Source organism: Leptospira idonii, from assembly GCF_004770995.1.
GTDB lineage: Bacteria > Spirochaetota > Leptospiria > Leptospirales > Leptospiraceae > Leptospira_A > Leptospira_A idonii.
In genome coordinates this window covers 182,109-197,098 of record NZ_RQHW01000016.1, presented here as the reverse complement: position 1 = coordinate 197,098, position 14,990 = coordinate 182,109, and the positions used below count along the sequence as shown (strand labels likewise).

The following is a 14,990-nucleotide window of genomic DNA, read 5'->3' as shown; positions in this document are numbered from 1 at the left end:
TCTTCCTTATGCGATCGAATGATAATTTCTATTAAAGTAAAGCAGAGGTTTTCCTATTTGAGAAACCGCTTCTTCCACATGGCCCAGAACGATCCAATGATCTCCCGAATCGATGATCTGATGAAGAGAACAGTCGAGAGAGGCCAAGGTTCCCGGAAGCAAAGGGGCTCCCGTTTTGCCGTAAGAGGGGTTTAGTCCTTGCAATACTTCTTCTTTGTCCAGGGAAACAGAAGCAAAATCAGCGGAAATTTGTTTTTGTGCCTCAGAAAGAATATTCACCGAGAAAGATCGGGACGATTCTATGGCTTCCTTCGCTTGGCTGTTTTTAGCCAAACAAAAAAGAATGAGAGCTGGATCCAAAGATACGGAAGAAAAGCTGGATACTGTGATTCCTCCTGATTTGGCAGTGGATCGGTAACAAATTACGGAAACACCGCTGGCCCAGTGAGAAAGTGCGGATTTGAATTGATCAGGCGAAACAGGCATACGCCCTCCCTATTGATAAATATCAAATTCTTAGAATGGGACCAAAATGAAAATCAATTTGACCTTTTTTCCTATTCTTTACGATGATTTAAGGAGAAAAGAGGAATTATGAAAACCCTTACGAAACACCGAGAGCTGATTTTTCAGGACTTATTGGATCGAAAAGATCATCCTACTGCAAAAATGGTTTTCGAATCGGTGCGTTCCAAAGCGGAACGGATCAGCTTTGCTACCGTCTATAACTCTCTTGAATTTTTAGTTCAAAATGGAATGGTCAATAAACTCAATATAGAGTCCGATTCTGTTCGTTACGATGCCTTTTTGGAAAAACATTCTCATTTGATCTGTTCTAAATGTGGCAAAGTCATGGACATTCCTTCTGTGTCATTGGCTCCGGGCCTCAGCTTCGAACATATGGGATTCGAGATCGATTCCGTAGATGTGAATGTTCTCGGCCATTGCAGATCCTGCTAATTTTTTCTCGAATCTAAAACTTCTTCCTCCACTCTAGCCTATATGGGCATCATACGGACTTTACCACCGGATCTGGTCAACCAGATTGCGGCGGGAGAAGTGATTGAATCTTCTCATTCTATCTTAAAAGAACTTTTGGAAAATTCCGTGGATGCAGGATCCACTAAGATAGAGATCCTTACGGAAAATGCAGGACTCAGCCGCATCCTTGTTTCCGACAACGGCCATGGAATGGCAGAGGAGGATCTCCCTCTTGCGATTCAAAGATACGCCACTTCAAAAATTCAAAAATTCCAAGACTTGGAACATCTGTTCACTTTCGGATTTCGAGGAGAGGCATTGGCTTCTATCGCATCCGTATCTCATTTAACAATTGATAGTGGAATGGAAGGGGAAAGAACCGCACATCGAATCGAAGTGGAAGACGGTAAAGTGAAAGAAAAACATACCATTCCCCATTTCCAAGGAACTAAGATCGAAATCAAAGATTTGTTTTATAATACTCCCGTAAGAAGAAAATTCCTTAAAACGGAAATAGGGGAGGAGAAAAAAAACAGAACCAGAGTGCAAGTGACTGCTCTTGCAGAACCTAACATCTCTTTTCGTTATGTGCAAAACGGAAAAGAAGTATTGAATGTAAGTCCTGAGTCTCCTTTGGAAAGAGTTCTTTCCATCTATGGGGAAAATTTGAGAGACCATCTTCTTCCCGTTTCCATAGAAAGAAACGGAATCAAGTTGGAAGGATGGATTTCTCATCCGGATTTTTATAAGTCTTCCCGTACGGGTCAGTTTTTCTTTGTCAATAAACGATCCGTGGAATTAAAATTCAGTTCTCAAATATTGAAAAAATGTTACGGAGAACTTTTGCCTTCGGGCGCTCATCCGTATGCATTTTTGTTTTTTACTCTGCCTTCGGAACATGTGGATGTGAACGTTCATCCTCAAAAAAAGGAAGTTCGGTTTTTGTCTGAAGAAACCATCACCGGTTTACTTTTCCAAGGAATTCAGAATGTTCTTAGGTCTTCCACTCCTGTTGAATTTTTGGAAATGAGAAGACGTTTGTCTATGCCCATTCCTTATGAAAGAGGAGATGATGCAGCGGTAGGACATGAACAAAGTTTGAATTTGGAATCGACTCTTCCTCTTCGTCCTTTTTTCTCTTTGGAGGGAGTAGGGCCAGGCATCCAATTGGAGAAGTTAGGCGATTCTCCTCGGAAACATCATAGTTTTGTTCCTAAAAAACATTACGGAATCATTTTCGAAACTTTCATTTTGGCGGAAGCGGAAGACGGTCTTTATATCATAGACCAACATACCGCTCATGAGCGGATTCGTTACGAGGAAGTGCTTAGGGATCTAAAACAAAAAGCCTATCGTTCCCAACCTTTGCTCACTCCCATTCGAATCGAGATGACCAAAGAGGAAGCCGAAGAAACTTTAAAAGCGGAAGAGGATTGGAGCAGATTGGGAATCTCCATCGAACCTTTTTCCGGGGGAACCATACTTGTGAGAGAAGTCCCCAGTTATTTGGATCCGGGCAAAGAACAAGAAACCATTCTCGACTTTTTAGAAAGACGTAAAACCAAAGATTTAGAAGACAAAGAGATGTTTGACGAGATGGCAAAGTGCGTCGCTTGTCGTTCCGCCGTCAAAAAAGGGGATTTGATTTCGGATCAAATCATCGCTGAGTTATTGCAAAGACTGTCTTTTTGTGAAAACCCTTCTCTTTGTCCTCACGGTCGACCTACATTGATTAAACTTTCCAGATTCGATTTGGAAAAGATGTTTCATAGGATCTAAACCACCCTTAGCTCCTTTTCGCTGGACTTCCTGTCCAGACGAAAAGGCAAAGGCCATCCTTGGCCTTTGCCACCGCTAAGGGTGTTTAGATCGGTTATAGATCCATTGCGAAGGGACAAGGATGTCTCTTCGCCGGGTGATGAGTTTATTGGAAAACCAATTGGTGGCTTAGGGTTTCCGAAGTTCCGTCGTTATACGTGACGACTGCTTTCAGTAGAAACGTTCCCCATCCTATTGCTGACATAGGAAATCCGAAATCTTTACCTTCCGTAATGACAATTTCATTCCTTGCAAAAGAAGGATGAAGTATGTATTTGACATTTTGTATTTTGGATAAACCGATTTCGGAACCTTCCAAGAAGGCGGTCCAATTGTAATAAGTTTGCCCGTCTCTTTTTTCCAAAAGAACGGAGGAGTTTTTTAGAGTTAACTTCTGTTTTACTTTATCTTTGAATTGAAGCATCTTAGTGAACTTTTCGGTGGTTCCGTCTTTAAAATATACGGAAGCTCCTACTTCGAACGTTCCCCATCCTCTGGTAGAATATACGAATCCGTTTTCTGCGGTTCCTCTTATTTCGATGTCTGGATTTGGAAAAGTAGGGTGTAAGTGATAGATCACCTTATCTATATCGTGCAAATCGTTCAAACTTCCATCTACTTTGATGGCCCATTCCCAATAATCTTGGTTGTTGATTTTTCCGTAATATTTGTCCGTTTGTACAAACTTCAAGGCACCTCTTTTGATTTCTCTAAAGTCTAGGTCGAAACTTAAGTTTTTGTTCGTTTTGTCCTGAAAGGTGACAACTGCCGTGACTGTTTTTTTTCCTTTTTCGTAAGAGATTCCGTTTATGTCGAAATTGGAATTCGTATTTCCTTCCAGTTCGTCCGGCACATTCCATTTCACATTTTGAATGAAGGATTTAGTTACCGTATCGGCTTCTATATTTGCCTTCCAACCCCATGTGTTATTTCCATCGTCATCGATTCCTGAAAACCAAGTGTTTCCTTTGATTGTGACACTTTCCTTATCCGGTTTGGTATTTTCCACTTTCGTTTTTTCGTCGATGGCAACTAAGGCGACTTCCAGAAAATTGGCTCCGTACTGATCGTATCCAATCCTTCCGAACAGATCGTAACTGATCCATGCGTATCCGTTTTCTCCCCAAGAGGTTCCCCAGGAATTTAAAAACAAAAAGGCTCTTCTGTCATCGTCGTAACCTGCGATCACCATCGCATGGCGGCCATGTTGTGTTCCTAGCCTATCTCTTGCACTGTCTCTCATTGCTTTCGTGAAAATTTTATATTTGCCGCTATTGAATGTTGCGTCGGTTACGATTCCCACAAGAAGAGGATGCCCTAATTGTAATGCTTGTTTTATTTCTGCAAAACTGGATACGCTGTAGTATTTACTGATTTTGAATTGTTTCGCTTCTGCAAATGCGCTATTCCCCGGTTTGGCGGTATAGTTCGTAGTATATGGCATTGTCTGCAAGGTAGCAGCACCGGATTGATTCATCAGTTGCAGTGCGTTGGCTACACTGGAACCTTGGTCCCTTCCTCCATTGATTTGATTGTAGATAAAGGAAGGGGAAAAAATGCGAGAAGGTCTATCTGGAATCCAGTTATGATCTACCGCTTCCAAATAAGTTTTTAGGTGATAGGCGGACGCCCAAGCAGTGCAGTCGTTCATACTTTGTCTACCAGCATCCGGAAATAATTTTTCTCCGTTGTTGTTATAACGTAAATCTTTCACAGGAGGAGCTGCGATGAGGCTTTTGTGTCTGGGTGCTGTCCATACTGGAATTTCACTCAATTCTTCTGGATTGATGAGGAGCCCCCCGGAAGAATTTGCACTTTGCCCTAAAATTAAGTTGGGGATTTTAACTGTTTTTTTTGCTTCGAGGGGATCGGATTTGTGTGCGATAACACCTAGCAAGAGAAATATAAATAAGGAACAGATCGCACTTAATTTCATTAGGAGCAGATTGTCTTTGTTCCTTTTTTTTAGGCAAGGAAACTTCGAATCAAAATAGAAAATAAAGAGGAATTTGGAGATAGATATATGTCCGTAAAACCAAGTATTCAATCGGGAGCTTTAGAAACTAACTCGATCACTATGTAAACTCATCCTGCGCCCCGGATCGAAGCGGAAATCCTTTCCCTTAGGGAAAGATTGTAGTGAAGAGCCGGAAATGGCGCCCTTAGAAACCTTAGTAGGGAAGGGGGGAGTCCCTAAAAACATTGATGTTTTTGATTGGGGGCCGATTCTTGGCTGGATGCCACGCCCACTCGAAGGCAAAAATATGACCCTCCGGGAGAAGGAAAAAATCCTTCTCGCTAAAATCAAATCCGGGGATCAATCCGCCTACATGACTTTGGTCTCTCCTTTTCGGGAGAGGTTGTTCCGAAAAGCAGTCTCTATGGTCAAAGATTCCGATGATGCGGAAGATATCGTACAAGACGCTTTGATTTCCGGCTATCGTTCCATCCAAAATTTCCGTGCGGAAGCAGGGGTTTATACCTGGCTCTACCGAATCGTAGTCAATAAATCCAAGGATTTACTGGCCAAAAAGAAGCGCGGCAAAGAGAAACCGATGGATGATTCGGGGGACAACCAGTTTGTAGACGATCGTGTCGGTTATGAAAAAAAATTAGAACTTTCGGAAGAATCTCGCTATCTAATGGATAAGATTGCTTTGCTCGAAGATTCCTACAAACAAGTTCTAGAACTCCGTTATTTCGAAAATCTCTCCTACAACGAGATTGCCGAGATCATGGAATGCAATGTGGGTACAGTGAAAAGCCGTCTTTTTAAGGCGAAGGAGTTTTTGAAGCATCTCATCCTCAAAGATGAAAAAGGGGAAGGGTTCTTCGAATAGTAGAGATTATGAATATTAGAAATTGGCTACGTGCACAATACCCTCATCTGTTTCCCGATGAAAAAGAATCGGTTGTTTTGGAATCCAGACTTTGTAATCTGTTTTCCGAGGTTCGAAAGAAGGAAGATACGATCATGCCGCGCATGTCGAACGACTTCGATACCCGACTGGCGAATCTGCTTCAAAACGAAAAATTAGAACCTCTTTCTTCTCCTTCCTACTCCGCCCTCAGAAATATTCTCGAAAACAAACGATTTCAATATTCCTTCTCCGCAGCGATGCTTGTGAGTTTGGTTTTTGTGATGGTAAGTCGTTATTCTCCAGGGGAATCGAATTCTTTGGATTCCGCCGGTGTGGTTTTGGACAACACTTCTTATTTGAATGAGCCAACTAGCATTGATTTTTCGAACCGCGATCAAACTAAAGTTTTGGTCGATCGATTGAAAAATGAACCTGCTTCCATTCACGGTTTAAAAGAATTGGAAGCCTATTACAGCCAAACAGGCAGAGGCAACGTAGCGGAAGAAATTCATTATTTGATCGAAGCTGCAGAACGCTAAGATTGAATTTCCTCTAACACCTTCTTTGCTTCCAAAACGGCATCCCGATGTAAATTATGGGGTGCTGTTTCTATAATTGCCCTTGCGTATTGTTCCAACCTGCATCTCACTTTAAAACTATAGCCGTTTCCTCTTTTTACGGATTCATTCAGTCTTAAAATTTCTTTCAGCCAAAGTTTTACTTCTTCCGGTTCTGCGGGACGATCGGTTGGAAACAATCGATTTCTCCAACAAAGAACGGGGATGAGTTCCGTAATTTCTTCTTCGGATTGCCCGATGGAATTTGCTTCTTCTATGATGGAAATTAAAGGCGACCAACGGGTGAGATCTTTGCGAAAGAGTTGCGGGTCTTCCAGGAAGGCGGAACGATAGGTTTCTTTTCCTTCCTTTTCTTTGCCTGTCATACAATAGGCTTCCGCAAGATAGAACTTTAAGCCGGGAGAAAATCGGGTTCTTCCTCCTGAATATTGTAATATCTCTAAAGCGGTTTTATAGTCGTTGATTTTGATCAGACAGACTGCCAGTTCCGTCAAAGAATCCGTATCCAAAGCATTGGCACCTTCCCATTGATAGGCGAGCTTTAGATGATGAGAAGCTTCTTCCAATACGCATCTCAGACAGACTTCGTAAGGTTCCGTTTTGTTGAGGCTTCTTTTTTTGGATTCTTCTTCGAATACTTGGAAGTGTTGTAATAGCAGGTTGCCTCTTTCCTTTCCTTCTCTGGTGCGCAGGATTAGGTCGAGCCTGTTGTCCCAGAAGCTGGAAACGAAAAAACCTCCTATGAGGTCTGTGTCCTCAGGGTCTTTGTCCAAAAGAACGGAATAAAGTGACTTTGCTTTTTCGAACTCTCCTAAGGAAAGGGAGTGAAGTGCTTCTTCTGACTTTTGGAACATCCCCGAGGAACTTTTTAGAATTAACGATCTGTCTTTTTGTTGTGGTGTTTGCTGACTTGGGAAAGGATTTTATCTTCCAAACCGTCGATGCAGACATAGATGTCCTTATCTTCATTATGCGCGTTGAAATGGTTTCCGTCCGCATTGAGTTTTAGATTGGAATGAATGGAACCATGTATGCTTTCGAACGATACGTCGCAGGAAATTACTTTCTGTACGTATTTTGTGACTCGCTCTAATTTCTCATTGCCGTATGTTTCTGCGGCATTGGAACGATCGAGATGTTTCCAAGTGTAATTTATCTTCATGGTTGTTCCTTAAATAGGTGTGATTCTTCCATCATAATGAAAAAAAACAAGAGTCAAATAAAAAAGAATTGAAGCATCCTCTTTTAGACAGCTACAACTGTAAGAGGAATCTCTGCGAAGGATAGTAAGATTTTGATTCTCTATGACCAAGAAGGAAAATAAAAAGTCTTCCCCTTCCCGGAAATCCACCGAGCCTAAGGTCGGTTCCCATCCGGCTTCCTCCCTTTCTCAAGCGGATTCCCTAAAGAAGGAGTCCAAGAAAAAAACAATCGTTCCTATTTATTCCAATCCTAAATTTTCCCAGCCGATTCCTTCCCCCGACAGAGATATGATCAAAGTTCTATTGAGAAACCCGAACGAGGTTTTTGTGTTTTGGAAGGGGAATGCGAAACATTTCGATTCTTTACGGGAAGAATTAGGTGCTTCCTCTTCGGAAGAAGTTCATTTTAAATTAAAACTTCAATATTTGAATTTGATAGGAAGCAGGCAGGAAGCATGGTACGATTTGAAACCTTTTACGGAATCTTACTATTGTAAGTTTACTTTCCCCGTTCGGGAAATCGAGGCCAATCTGTTCGCCGTTTTTTCCGGAAAGATGAAATTATTTTTGGAGACCAAATCGGGGGATCTTCCTCCCGGGGTCGAATCACTTCAGTTAGATGAAAATTGGATCCACCCTACATGGATCGAAACCGGCTGGGTGAAACAAAACAAGGAAGGTCATTTTTATTTTACGGACAACCCTGTTCCTGGGGAGGGCTTTTCTGCGATCCGTCCTGTCGGTTCTTCCGGAGGCTCTTTTTCCCTTCCTATAGGAGGGATGTAATGCATCCGAAAGGGTATTTGGTTCTAGTGCTCCATGCCCATCTACCGTTTGTTAGACATCCCGGCTACCAAAAACCATTTATCGAAGAGAATTGGCTGAACGAAGCCATTTTGGAAACCTATATTCCTCTCTTGAGAGTTTTTCGAAATTTGAAATCGGAAAATATTCCTTTTAAGATCACTATGTCATTCACTCCCACTCTTTCTTCCATGCTTGTGGACGAGTATTTGCAGGATCGTTTTCGTTCTTATATTCGAAATCTAATCGCTTTGGCAAAACAAGAGACCAAACGAACGAAAGGGGAAGATCATCTTGCGTATCTTGCGAATCGTTATCTTTCTCATTTTGAAAATAGTTTGGAAATTTTCGAAGAAACGAAAGGGGATTTGACCAAACAGTTTCTGCCTTTTTTGGAAAGCGGAAATTTGGAGATCATCACTAGCCCTGCCACTCACGGTTTTCTTCCTTTTTATGAATCGGAGCCTAGCATAGTCCGTTCCCAGTTGAAAAACGGAAGAAGAACCTTCCGCCAAATTTGGGGAAGGGATCCTAAAGGTATCTGGCTTTCCGAATGCGGGTATTTTCCCGGATTGGAAGACTTCCTGGATAAAGAAGGGTTTCGGTATTTTTTCGTGGATACCCACGGAGTCACTCATTCTTCTCCCAAACCTATGTTCGGTGTTCATGCTCCCGTAGAGGTAGGTTACGGAGTGTTCGCTTTCGGAAGAGACCCGGAGAGTTCCAGACAGGTATGGAGTTCTATCGACGGTTATCCGGGAGATTATAGATATAGGGAATATTACAGAGACATCGGCCACGATTTGGAATTCGATTACATCAAGCCGTTTCTTCATTCCAACGGAATTCGAATCAATACGGGAATCAAATACCATCGAATCACGGGGAAAACTTCTTATAAGGAATGGTATCATCCGGATTGGGCCATGGAAGCCTGCGGGAATCATGCGGAGGATTTTTTAAGGAATCGGATGCGGCAAGCGGAGAGTTTGTATTCGGAAAACAAACAACCTGCCATCATCGTTTCCCCGTATGATGCGGAGTTATACGGTCACTGGTGGTATGAGGGTCCTCAGTTCATTGAGTTTTTATTCAAAAAAATTCATTTCGATCAATCCGTGATTCAAACCGCTCATCCTTTGGATGCGATCCGCATTCTTCCTAGAATTCAATCCGTTCGTATGAAGATGTCCAGTTGGGGAGAAAACGGTTACGGAGATGTTTGGTTGAACGGAACCAATGAATGGATTTACCCTCATATCCATTCTCTTTCCATCGACATGCAGGAGAAAGCGAATCAGTATAAGGATAGCAAAGATCCTCTTACGATTCGGGTTTTGAAACAAATGGGAAGAGAACTTTTGCTTTTACAAAGTTCTGATTGGGCATTCATTATGAAAACGGGGACGATGGTGGAGTATGCAATCCGCAGAACAAGGGTTCATGCAAATTTATTTCTTTATTTGAAGTCCATGTTGGAAGAAGGTTCCATTGATGAGGATGAATTGGAATCCATCGAGAAAGAGCATAACATTTTCCCGGATGTGCAGATTTCCGATTTTTGCTGAAACCTAGCTTTGTGCCAAAAAACGGGCAAAAAGGTGAAAAGAATTTAAAAAAAACTTTCAAACAACAAACAACGCTTGTCTTCCCACGAAACTCGTGCTATATGGAGCGCAATGGGTGGCGGGTGGATATCCCCACCCATTGATTAGGGCGGGGATAGTATACTCTCAAAATCTAATCCCACGGATCGACCAAACTAAAAATCACTTCCAGCTCTCGGTCGCGAAACCTCCTGTTTCGACTCCCGAACTCCGGCATCCCTGCCTTCTTCACCGCTCGAAATGGTTTTTAGTTGTATAAAAAAAATATTTCTACTTCAATCGGTGCGAGGCGTTCGTTCAGGCCTATCTTTGGAATGATTCTAATTTGCTTGCCAAGGTAGAGGTGGGGGAAATGCTTGGATTGTCAGGAGGAATTCTATGTCGATTCGATTGCCTTTGGTTCTCTCTCTTGTCTTCTTCAGCGTGAATTTCCTGGTCTGCAGTTTTTCCTATAGGGAAAAAAACGACGAAAGGTTCCGTTTGGGGGATTCTATTATCCGTTATGCGGAGGAGCTGGACAAAAACAGCCCGAGCCCTTCCCAATCCAGGCTCCAGCACAACAATCACATTCTCTAAGGCTTTTGTTTTATTTCGGTTTGAAGTCTACATTATCCCAGTAGTCTTTTCCGTAATTGAAAAACACTTCTGCGCCTTCAGGGATTGCTTTCAAAACCTTGAACCTTGCCGTTTTCCATCGAACCGATGTTACTAGTTCCAGGTTCGGTTTGTCCGAATGGTTGATATAACGGGTATAATTTGACAGTTTTCCTTCTCCGTAGATCCACCAGTCTTTGCAGATCCAGAGCAGGTATTTGGAGTCGATGTATTTAGGGGACTCTGCATCATCGTCGGTGATGATTTTTCCCGTATAATATCCGACCGTATCTCCCTTATATAGTGCTTGTTTGGTGAAGAGTCCCATTCCGATTCCCGGAATCGAGGAAGGTTTCACGATAAAATCCGCTTCGGTGTAAACTACCGGTCTTCTTTTTTTTGGGCTCTTTCCTTTTTTCTTGGAAGAGATTTCTTTCTTTTTCATGCCTACAGGACATAACTCGGGATCATTTCTACTTTGTAAAGCCATTGCGATTCAAGAACGCACTCTTCTACGGCCGATCTTGTTTCGTAGAGGGTCACTTATGTTTCCAGAAAAGATGCAGGATGTTTCTCAAGATAAAGTTGTCAATTTGGCTATGTACAGAGCCAAAAAAGCATTGGAAAGAGACGGTTTTGAAGTGGTGGAGAATCCGGAAGGAAAAATCACCCTTGTCATTCGTCTTGCGAAATAAGACCCTCAGGAAAGAGTGGAATTACATGATACAGAATCGAATCGAAGGAAACAGAATTGGAAACGGACAAAAACATTGTGTGATCGTTTCTAAATTCAACGAATTCATTACAGAAAGTTTACTGAAAGGCTCTCTTGACGCCTTCCGCCAACACGGTGTGGCAGAAAACGATGTCACAGTGATTTATGTCCCAGGTGCTTACGAGCTTCCTGCTACAGTTGCCAAAGTTTTAAACTCCAAAAAATACTCTTTTTCCGCAATCACTTGCCTAGGTGCTGTGATTCGGGGCGCAACTTCTCATTATGATTTGGTTTCAGGCGAGTCTGCGAAAGTGGGAAACCTCTCCGTAAATTCTCAAATTCCTGTGATTTTCGGGGTCATCACCACAGAAACCATCGAGCAAGCCATTGAAAGAGCCGGAACAAAGGCGGGAAACAAGGGTTATGAGGCAGCAACTACAGCCATCGAAATGGCGAATCTATTTCGTGAGATCGGATGAGTTCCCGTCATAGAGGGAGATCGCTGGCACTTATGTGTCTCTATCAGATCGATCTGGTAGGGACGGAACCGGCTCGAGCCATGAAGTTCGACTGGTATGACAAAAAAATCACCAAAGAAGAAAAAGACTACGCCATCTTTCTTGTGAAAGGGGTGGTGGAAAATCGAAGAGAGATCGATACTCTAATTAAGAAGTATTCCGAAAATTGGGAATTGTCGCGGATCTCCGTTGTGAACCGCTGCATTCTGAGACTTTCGATCCTCAGTCTCCAAAAAGAACCTTTTTTGGCGGCTCCTGTCGTCATCAATGAGGCAGTGGAGTTGACTAAGGAATTCGAAACCGAAGAATCGGCTCATTTTATCAACGGTTTGTTAGATGCTTTCTACAAAAAAGAGATTCTGCCTAAATCTCCCGGCTAGGGGCAAATGGATCCGATCCAAAGAAATAGGTTTCGCATAGAAGAGGACTGGAAAAGCTCCGGACCGAGTTATTATAAGGAAGATCCTTACCTTCGTGAATTGGAGGAAAGAGAGCAGGAGTCTACTTATGCCTCCAGAACCGAAGCCAATCAGCCGGTTCTTTCCTTTTTATTTTGGTCCACTCTGATCGTTCTCATCGCCGCTCTTTTTACGGGAGCCTATTGGTATTTTTATATCTTCAAAAAAACGGATGCGGATGAGATTTCCCAAAAATTAAAATCCGCTCCCGTAAGCGATCGAAAGTCTTTGGACATCCTTTTGGATCAGTCCTATCTTCCTAAGGATTCAGTAAATCCGGCACTCGCCAAATGTCTGAATTTGTATTACAACCGAAGCACGGAAAAAGCGGTTCTTGTCTGTGAGGAGTTTTTAAATTCTCCGGGGAAGGATGAAGAAAAATCCGTCGCTTATACTGTGCTAGGTGCCATCTTTCTGGATGCGGGAAGATATGTCTATGCTACGGATCGTCTGGAGAAAGCGATTCAATACGATCCTAAAAACTATTTCGCATATTATAATCTGGCTCTTGCTTTCAAACATTCTTCCCGTTATGAGGAAGCTCGAAAGGCGGCCGCAAAGGCGAAGGAACTGGCACCTAACGATCCTAGAGTCCTTCTTCTCAGCGGAAACTTGTTCCAAGAGATTGGAGATCCTGTCGCTGCCATAGAAGCTTATAAGGAAGGGCAGGCATTGGCGCCCAATGATCCTACTTTGACTTATAATTTGGCTATCAGTTATTTGAAACAAGGTAAGATCCCGGAAGCGATCGGAGAATTCCAAAAAGCTGCGCTTTCGTCACCTAATTCAAATGTGGCGGCACTTTCTTACGGTCATCTAGGTTCCATTTTTTATTCCAGAGAGGACTACGACCGTGCGGAATATTATTTCCGGGAAGCGGCGAAACTGAGACCGAGCGAAGCGAAGAATTACTACAATTTGGGTCTTATATCTCTCAAAAGAAAGGATGCTCAGGAAGCCGCCAGATATTTTCAAAAGGCTTTGGATTCTAATCCTGCCGATCCCGAAATCTACCGTTACATTGCGGAAGCATTCGTTTCTATGGGCCAGTCTTCTTTGGCCATAGGTGCTTTGAAAAAAGCGATTCTGCTAAAACCGAATGACATCGATTCCTTATTTGCTCTTTCCGAACTTTATTATAAAAAAGGGGAGCTTGTTGAGGCAGAAAATCTATTTCGCAGAATCATTCGAATGACACCTGGGGATAGTTATACGGAAACCGCTTTCGTGAATTTAGGTATCGTTTTGGACGAAATGGAACGATTCTCCGAATCCATTCAATCCTTCGAAGGAGCGATCGGTCTCAATCCTAAAAATCTATCCGCAAGATACAATTTGGGAATCGCTTATCTTCATGCGGGAATGCCTACGAAAGCGATCGAAGAGTTGAGAAAGGCAAGTGCTCTGGATCCGAATCATATTCCTTCCCGATTGGCCATCGCGGATTATTATTTGGAGAACAAATACTATTCGGAAGCGATTGCTGAATACGAATCCGTTCTTGCGGAAAAACAAGATCTGCACGAAGCCAGACTCAAATTGGCGGATGCTTATATCCAAACTAAGAGTTATCCGTCCGCTGAAAAAAGTTTGGTTTATGTTTTGGAACACTCCAAAGATTCCAAAGAAATCAAACTGGCTCATCGTAAACTTGCGACTAGTTATGCGAACAGCGGAAACGCTTCCCTTTCCCGTAAGGCAAAAGAAGAAGCGATGAGAGCTTCACATATCGATCCGGAAGATATGGAATCCAGGCTGGTTCTTTCCAAAATACTCATCGACTCAGGTTCTCTTGTGGATCGAGAAAAGGCGATCGACGAATTGACTGTGATCGTTCGTTCGGACGTATCTCCTTCCGTATCCTCTAAAGCTCATAATTATTTGGGAGTTTGTTATTTTAAAAACGAGGAATTCAAAAGAGCTCTTCAGGAATTTCAAACTGCAATCGATTTGAATCCTAGCCTAACGGAAGCTTACGAAAACAAAAGAGCGGCAAGAGCTCAGTATGAAAAAGCTTTAGAATCCAAAAAACGGACTTTCTTTTGAGTTTGTTTTCCTTTCGGAATCATACTGTGTTTGGTGAATATTACGATATTTGCGCAAACACTGGCGTTCTTAAATACAAAAAGGCGAAACACAGAGACTACGGTGATTCCTATTTTATGGAAGAATACAAGTCTCAATACAAAAAGACCTATTACGAAGACGAGTCCAATCTTAGAAATATGGCAAGTCGTAGAATCGATGTTTTACGATCCGTATTCGGCGTTTCCGGGAAAGGTTTTGCCGGCAAAAAGATATTGGAAATAGGTTCTGCCGCAGGTTTTTTCCTACATGAAGCGGAGAAGGCGGGTTTTATCGGAAAAGGATTCGAATTATCCGGCCAAGAAGCGGAATATTCCAGAAACAAACTGGGATTGGATGTGGAACAAAAATCGATTTTAGAGATTCCTTCGCAAACTTATAAAAACAGTTGGGATGTGATCGCTGCTTTCTTCGTCATTGAACATATTTCCGAGATCGATTCCATTTGGGAAAGATTGGGCGATTGGCTGGCTCCCGGCGGGGTTTTATTTTTGGGACTTCCCTGTTTTTTTGGCCCTAGCTTTCAAACCAACCCGAAACACTGGTTTGAGACACATCCTGAGGACCACTTTTTCGATTATGATTTGGCTTCTCTTAAAAAACTCTTGTCAATCCTCGGCTTGAAAGTCAAATATGCTAGGCCTATGTCCTATCACCAAAGTCGAGATCTTGGTCTACGAGGTAGACTTCCTCACTGGGGTTACAAACTTTACTCTAATCACTTCTGTTACGGCGACACGATCCAAGTCGCAGCACAAAAACTATAATC

General features: G+C 42.5%; 17 protein-coding genes. 12 read left to right on the top strand and 5 right to left on the bottom strand.

The window, feature by feature from the left end:
• Positions 1 to 6: 6 nt before the first annotated feature.
• Complete coding sequence (locus EHS15_RS05740) at positions 7 to 486, bottom strand: flavin reductase family protein (protein WP_135759587.1); 480 nt, start codon at positions 484 to 486, stop codon at positions 7 to 9.
• A gap of 108 nt (positions 487 to 594) precedes the next feature.
• Between EHS15_RS05740 and EHS15_RS05735 the strand changes: the two genes are divergently transcribed.
• Together EHS15_RS05735 and mutL are read left to right on the top strand one after the other, a co-directional pair.
• Positions 595 to 960 (top strand): Fur family transcriptional regulator, encoded by a 366-nt coding sequence (locus tag EHS15_RS05735; RefSeq protein ID WP_135759586.1) that lies wholly within the window; start codon positions 595 to 597, stop codon positions 958 to 960.
• A 42-nt stretch (positions 961 to 1,002) separates the two neighbouring features.
• Positions 1,003 to 2,760: a DNA mismatch repair endonuclease MutL gene (mutL, locus tag EHS15_RS05730; protein WP_135759585.1), complete on the top strand. Its 1,758-nt coding sequence runs from the start codon at positions 1,003 to 1,005 to the stop codon at positions 2,758 to 2,760.
• Positions 2,761 to 2,905: 145 nt separating this feature from the next.
• On the opposite strand, the gene EHS15_RS05725 is transcribed toward mutL, so the two are convergent.
• A complete protein-coding gene (locus EHS15_RS05725) occupies positions 2,906 to 4,735 on the bottom strand; it encodes a pYEATS domain-containing protein (RefSeq protein WP_135759584.1) in 1,830 nt (609 codons plus the stop codon).
• 301 nt (positions 4,736 to 5,036) lie between these two features.
• Between EHS15_RS05725 and EHS15_RS05720 the strand changes: the two genes are divergently transcribed.
• Together EHS15_RS05720 and EHS15_RS05715 are read left to right on the top strand one after the other, a co-directional pair.
• Complete coding sequence (locus tag EHS15_RS05720) at positions 5,037 to 5,639, top strand: RNA polymerase sigma factor (RefSeq protein WP_210416300.1); 603 nt, start codon at positions 5,037 to 5,039, stop codon at positions 5,637 to 5,639.
• An 8-nt stretch (positions 5,640 to 5,647) separates the two neighbouring features.
• Entirely contained in the window at positions 5,648 to 6,199 is a 552-nt protein-coding gene (locus EHS15_RS05715; protein WP_135759582.1) for an LIMLP_12425 family protein, read from the top strand.
• On the opposite strand, the gene EHS15_RS05710 is transcribed toward EHS15_RS05715, so the two are convergent.
• On the bottom strand, positions 6,196 to 7,092 hold the full coding sequence (locus EHS15_RS05710; RefSeq protein ID WP_135759581.1) for a tetratricopeptide repeat protein: 897 nt from the start codon (positions 7,090 to 7,092) through the stop codon (positions 6,196 to 6,198). The two genes, EHS15_RS05715 and EHS15_RS05710, sit on opposite strands and share 4 nt — an antisense overlap.
• A gap of 20 nt (positions 7,093 to 7,112) precedes the next feature.
• Positions 7,113 to 7,400: a ribosome hibernation-promoting factor, HPF/YfiA family gene (hpf, locus tag EHS15_RS05705; RefSeq protein WP_135759580.1), complete on the bottom strand. Its 288-nt coding sequence runs from the start codon at positions 7,398 to 7,400 to the stop codon at positions 7,113 to 7,115.
• Between the two features lie 142 nt (positions 7,401 to 7,542).
• Here hpf and EHS15_RS05700 point away from each other — a divergent pair, with 142 nt between their 5' ends.
• The 3 genes from EHS15_RS05700 to EHS15_RS05690 all read left to right on the top strand — a co-directional run bounded on the left by EHS15_RS05700 (position 7,543) and on the right by EHS15_RS05690 (position 10,427).
• Complete coding sequence (locus EHS15_RS05700; RefSeq protein WP_135759579.1) at positions 7,543 to 8,226, top strand: hypothetical protein; 684 nt, start codon at positions 7,543 to 7,545, stop codon at positions 8,224 to 8,226.
• Complete coding sequence (locus EHS15_RS05695) at positions 8,226 to 9,812, top strand: glycoside hydrolase family 57 protein (protein WP_135759578.1); 1,587 nt, start codon at positions 8,226 to 8,228, stop codon at positions 9,810 to 9,812. Before EHS15_RS05700 ends, EHS15_RS05695 begins: the two co-directional genes overlap by 1 nt.
• 417 nt (positions 9,813 to 10,229) lie before the next feature.
• Positions 10,230 to 10,427: a hypothetical protein gene (locus tag EHS15_RS05690; RefSeq protein WP_135759577.1), complete on the top strand. Its 198-nt coding sequence runs from the start codon at positions 10,230 to 10,232 to the stop codon at positions 10,425 to 10,427.
• A gap of 10 nt (positions 10,428 to 10,437) precedes the next feature.
• Here EHS15_RS05690 and EHS15_RS05685 read toward each other — a convergent pair whose 3' ends face one another.
• A complete protein-coding gene (locus EHS15_RS05685; RefSeq protein WP_135759576.1) occupies positions 10,438 to 10,890 on the bottom strand; it encodes an SET domain-containing protein in 453 nt (150 codons plus the stop codon).
• Positions 10,891 to 10,990: 100 nt separating this feature from the next.
• Between EHS15_RS05685 and EHS15_RS19055 the strand changes: the two genes are divergently transcribed.
• The 5 genes from EHS15_RS19055 to EHS15_RS05665 are packed head-to-tail and all read left to right on the top strand — an operon-like array spanning position 10,991 to position 14,988.
• The gene (locus EHS15_RS19055) at positions 10,991 to 11,140 is read left to right on the top strand and encodes a hypothetical protein (RefSeq protein ID WP_167884157.1); all 150 of its coding nucleotides are present in this window, start codon (positions 10,991 to 10,993) and stop codon (positions 11,138 to 11,140) included.
• A 25-nt stretch (positions 11,141 to 11,165) separates the two neighbouring features.
• Positions 11,166 to 11,639, top strand: coding sequence for a 6,7-dimethyl-8-ribityllumazine synthase (gene ribH, locus EHS15_RS05680; RefSeq protein ID WP_167884161.1), 474 nt, complete (start codon positions 11,166 to 11,168; stop codon positions 11,637 to 11,639).
• Positions 11,636 to 12,058, top strand: a complete 423-nt coding sequence (gene nusB, locus EHS15_RS05675) for a transcription antitermination factor NusB (protein WP_135759575.1) — start codon at positions 11,636 to 11,638, stop codon at positions 12,056 to 12,058. The genes ribH and nusB overlap by 4 nt, the downstream gene beginning before the upstream one ends.
• Positions 12,059 to 12,064: 6 nt before the next feature.
• Positions 12,065 to 14,182, top strand: a complete 2,118-nt coding sequence (locus tag EHS15_RS05670; protein ID WP_135759574.1) for a tetratricopeptide repeat protein — start codon at positions 12,065 to 12,067, stop codon at positions 14,180 to 14,182.
• Positions 14,179 to 14,988 (top strand): class I SAM-dependent methyltransferase, encoded by an 810-nt coding sequence (locus tag EHS15_RS05665; protein WP_135759573.1) that lies wholly within the window; start codon positions 14,179 to 14,181, stop codon positions 14,986 to 14,988. Before EHS15_RS05670 ends, EHS15_RS05665 begins: the two co-directional genes overlap by 4 nt.
• The last annotated feature ends 2 nt before the right edge of the window (positions 14,989 to 14,990 follow it).

What these genes read in the sequence shown, in the direction of transcription:
- nusB (WP_135759575.1), top strand. Translation starts at nt 11,636, where the DNA reads ATGAGTTCCCGTCATAGAGGGAGATCGCTGGCACTTATGTGTCTCTAT.
- EHS15_RS05695 (WP_135759578.1), top strand. Translation starts at nt 8,226, where the DNA reads ATGCATCCGAAAGGGTATTTGGTTCTAGTGCTCCATGCCCATCTACCG.
- EHS15_RS05715 (WP_135759582.1), top strand. Translation starts at nt 5,648, where the DNA reads ATGAATATTAGAAATTGGCTACGTGCACAATACCCTCATCTGTTTCCC.
- EHS15_RS05685 (WP_135759576.1), bottom strand. Translation starts at nt 10,890, where the DNA reads ATGAAAAAGAAAGAAATCTCTTCCAAGAAAAAAGGAAAGAGCCCAAAA.
- EHS15_RS05740 (WP_135759587.1), bottom strand. Translation starts at nt 486, where the DNA reads ATGCCTGTTTCGCCTGATCAATTCAAATCCGCACTTTCTCACTGGGCC.
- EHS15_RS05735 (WP_135759586.1), top strand. Translation starts at nt 595, where the DNA reads ATGAAAACCCTTACGAAACACCGAGAGCTGATTTTTCAGGACTTATTG.
- EHS15_RS05690 (WP_135759577.1), top strand. Translation starts at nt 10,230, where the DNA reads ATGTCGATTCGATTGCCTTTGGTTCTCTCTCTTGTCTTCTTCAGCGTG.
- EHS15_RS19055 (WP_167884157.1), top strand. Translation starts at nt 10,991, where the DNA reads ATGTTTCCAGAAAAGATGCAGGATGTTTCTCAAGATAAAGTTGTCAAT.
- mutL (WP_135759585.1), top strand. Translation starts at nt 1,003, where the DNA reads ATGGGCATCATACGGACTTTACCACCGGATCTGGTCAACCAGATTGCG.
- hpf (WP_135759580.1), bottom strand. Translation starts at nt 7,400, where the DNA reads ATGAAGATAAATTACACTTGGAAACATCTCGATCGTTCCAATGCCGCA.
- EHS15_RS05720 (WP_210416300.1), top strand. Translation starts at nt 5,037, where the DNA reads ATGCCACGCCCACTCGAAGGCAAAAATATGACCCTCCGGGAGAAGGAA.
- EHS15_RS05670 (WP_135759574.1), top strand. Translation starts at nt 12,065, where the DNA reads ATGGATCCGATCCAAAGAAATAGGTTTCGCATAGAAGAGGACTGGAAA.
- EHS15_RS05725 (WP_135759584.1), bottom strand. Translation starts at nt 4,735, where the DNA reads ATGAAATTAAGTGCGATCTGTTCCTTATTTATATTTCTCTTGCTAGGT.
- ribH (WP_167884161.1), top strand. Translation starts at nt 11,166, where the DNA reads ATGATACAGAATCGAATCGAAGGAAACAGAATTGGAAACGGACAAAAA.
- EHS15_RS05700 (WP_135759579.1), top strand. Translation starts at nt 7,543, where the DNA reads ATGACCAAGAAGGAAAATAAAAAGTCTTCCCCTTCCCGGAAATCCACC.
- EHS15_RS05710 (WP_135759581.1), bottom strand. Translation starts at nt 7,092, where the DNA reads ATGTTCCAAAAGTCAGAAGAAGCACTTCACTCCCTTTCCTTAGGAGAG.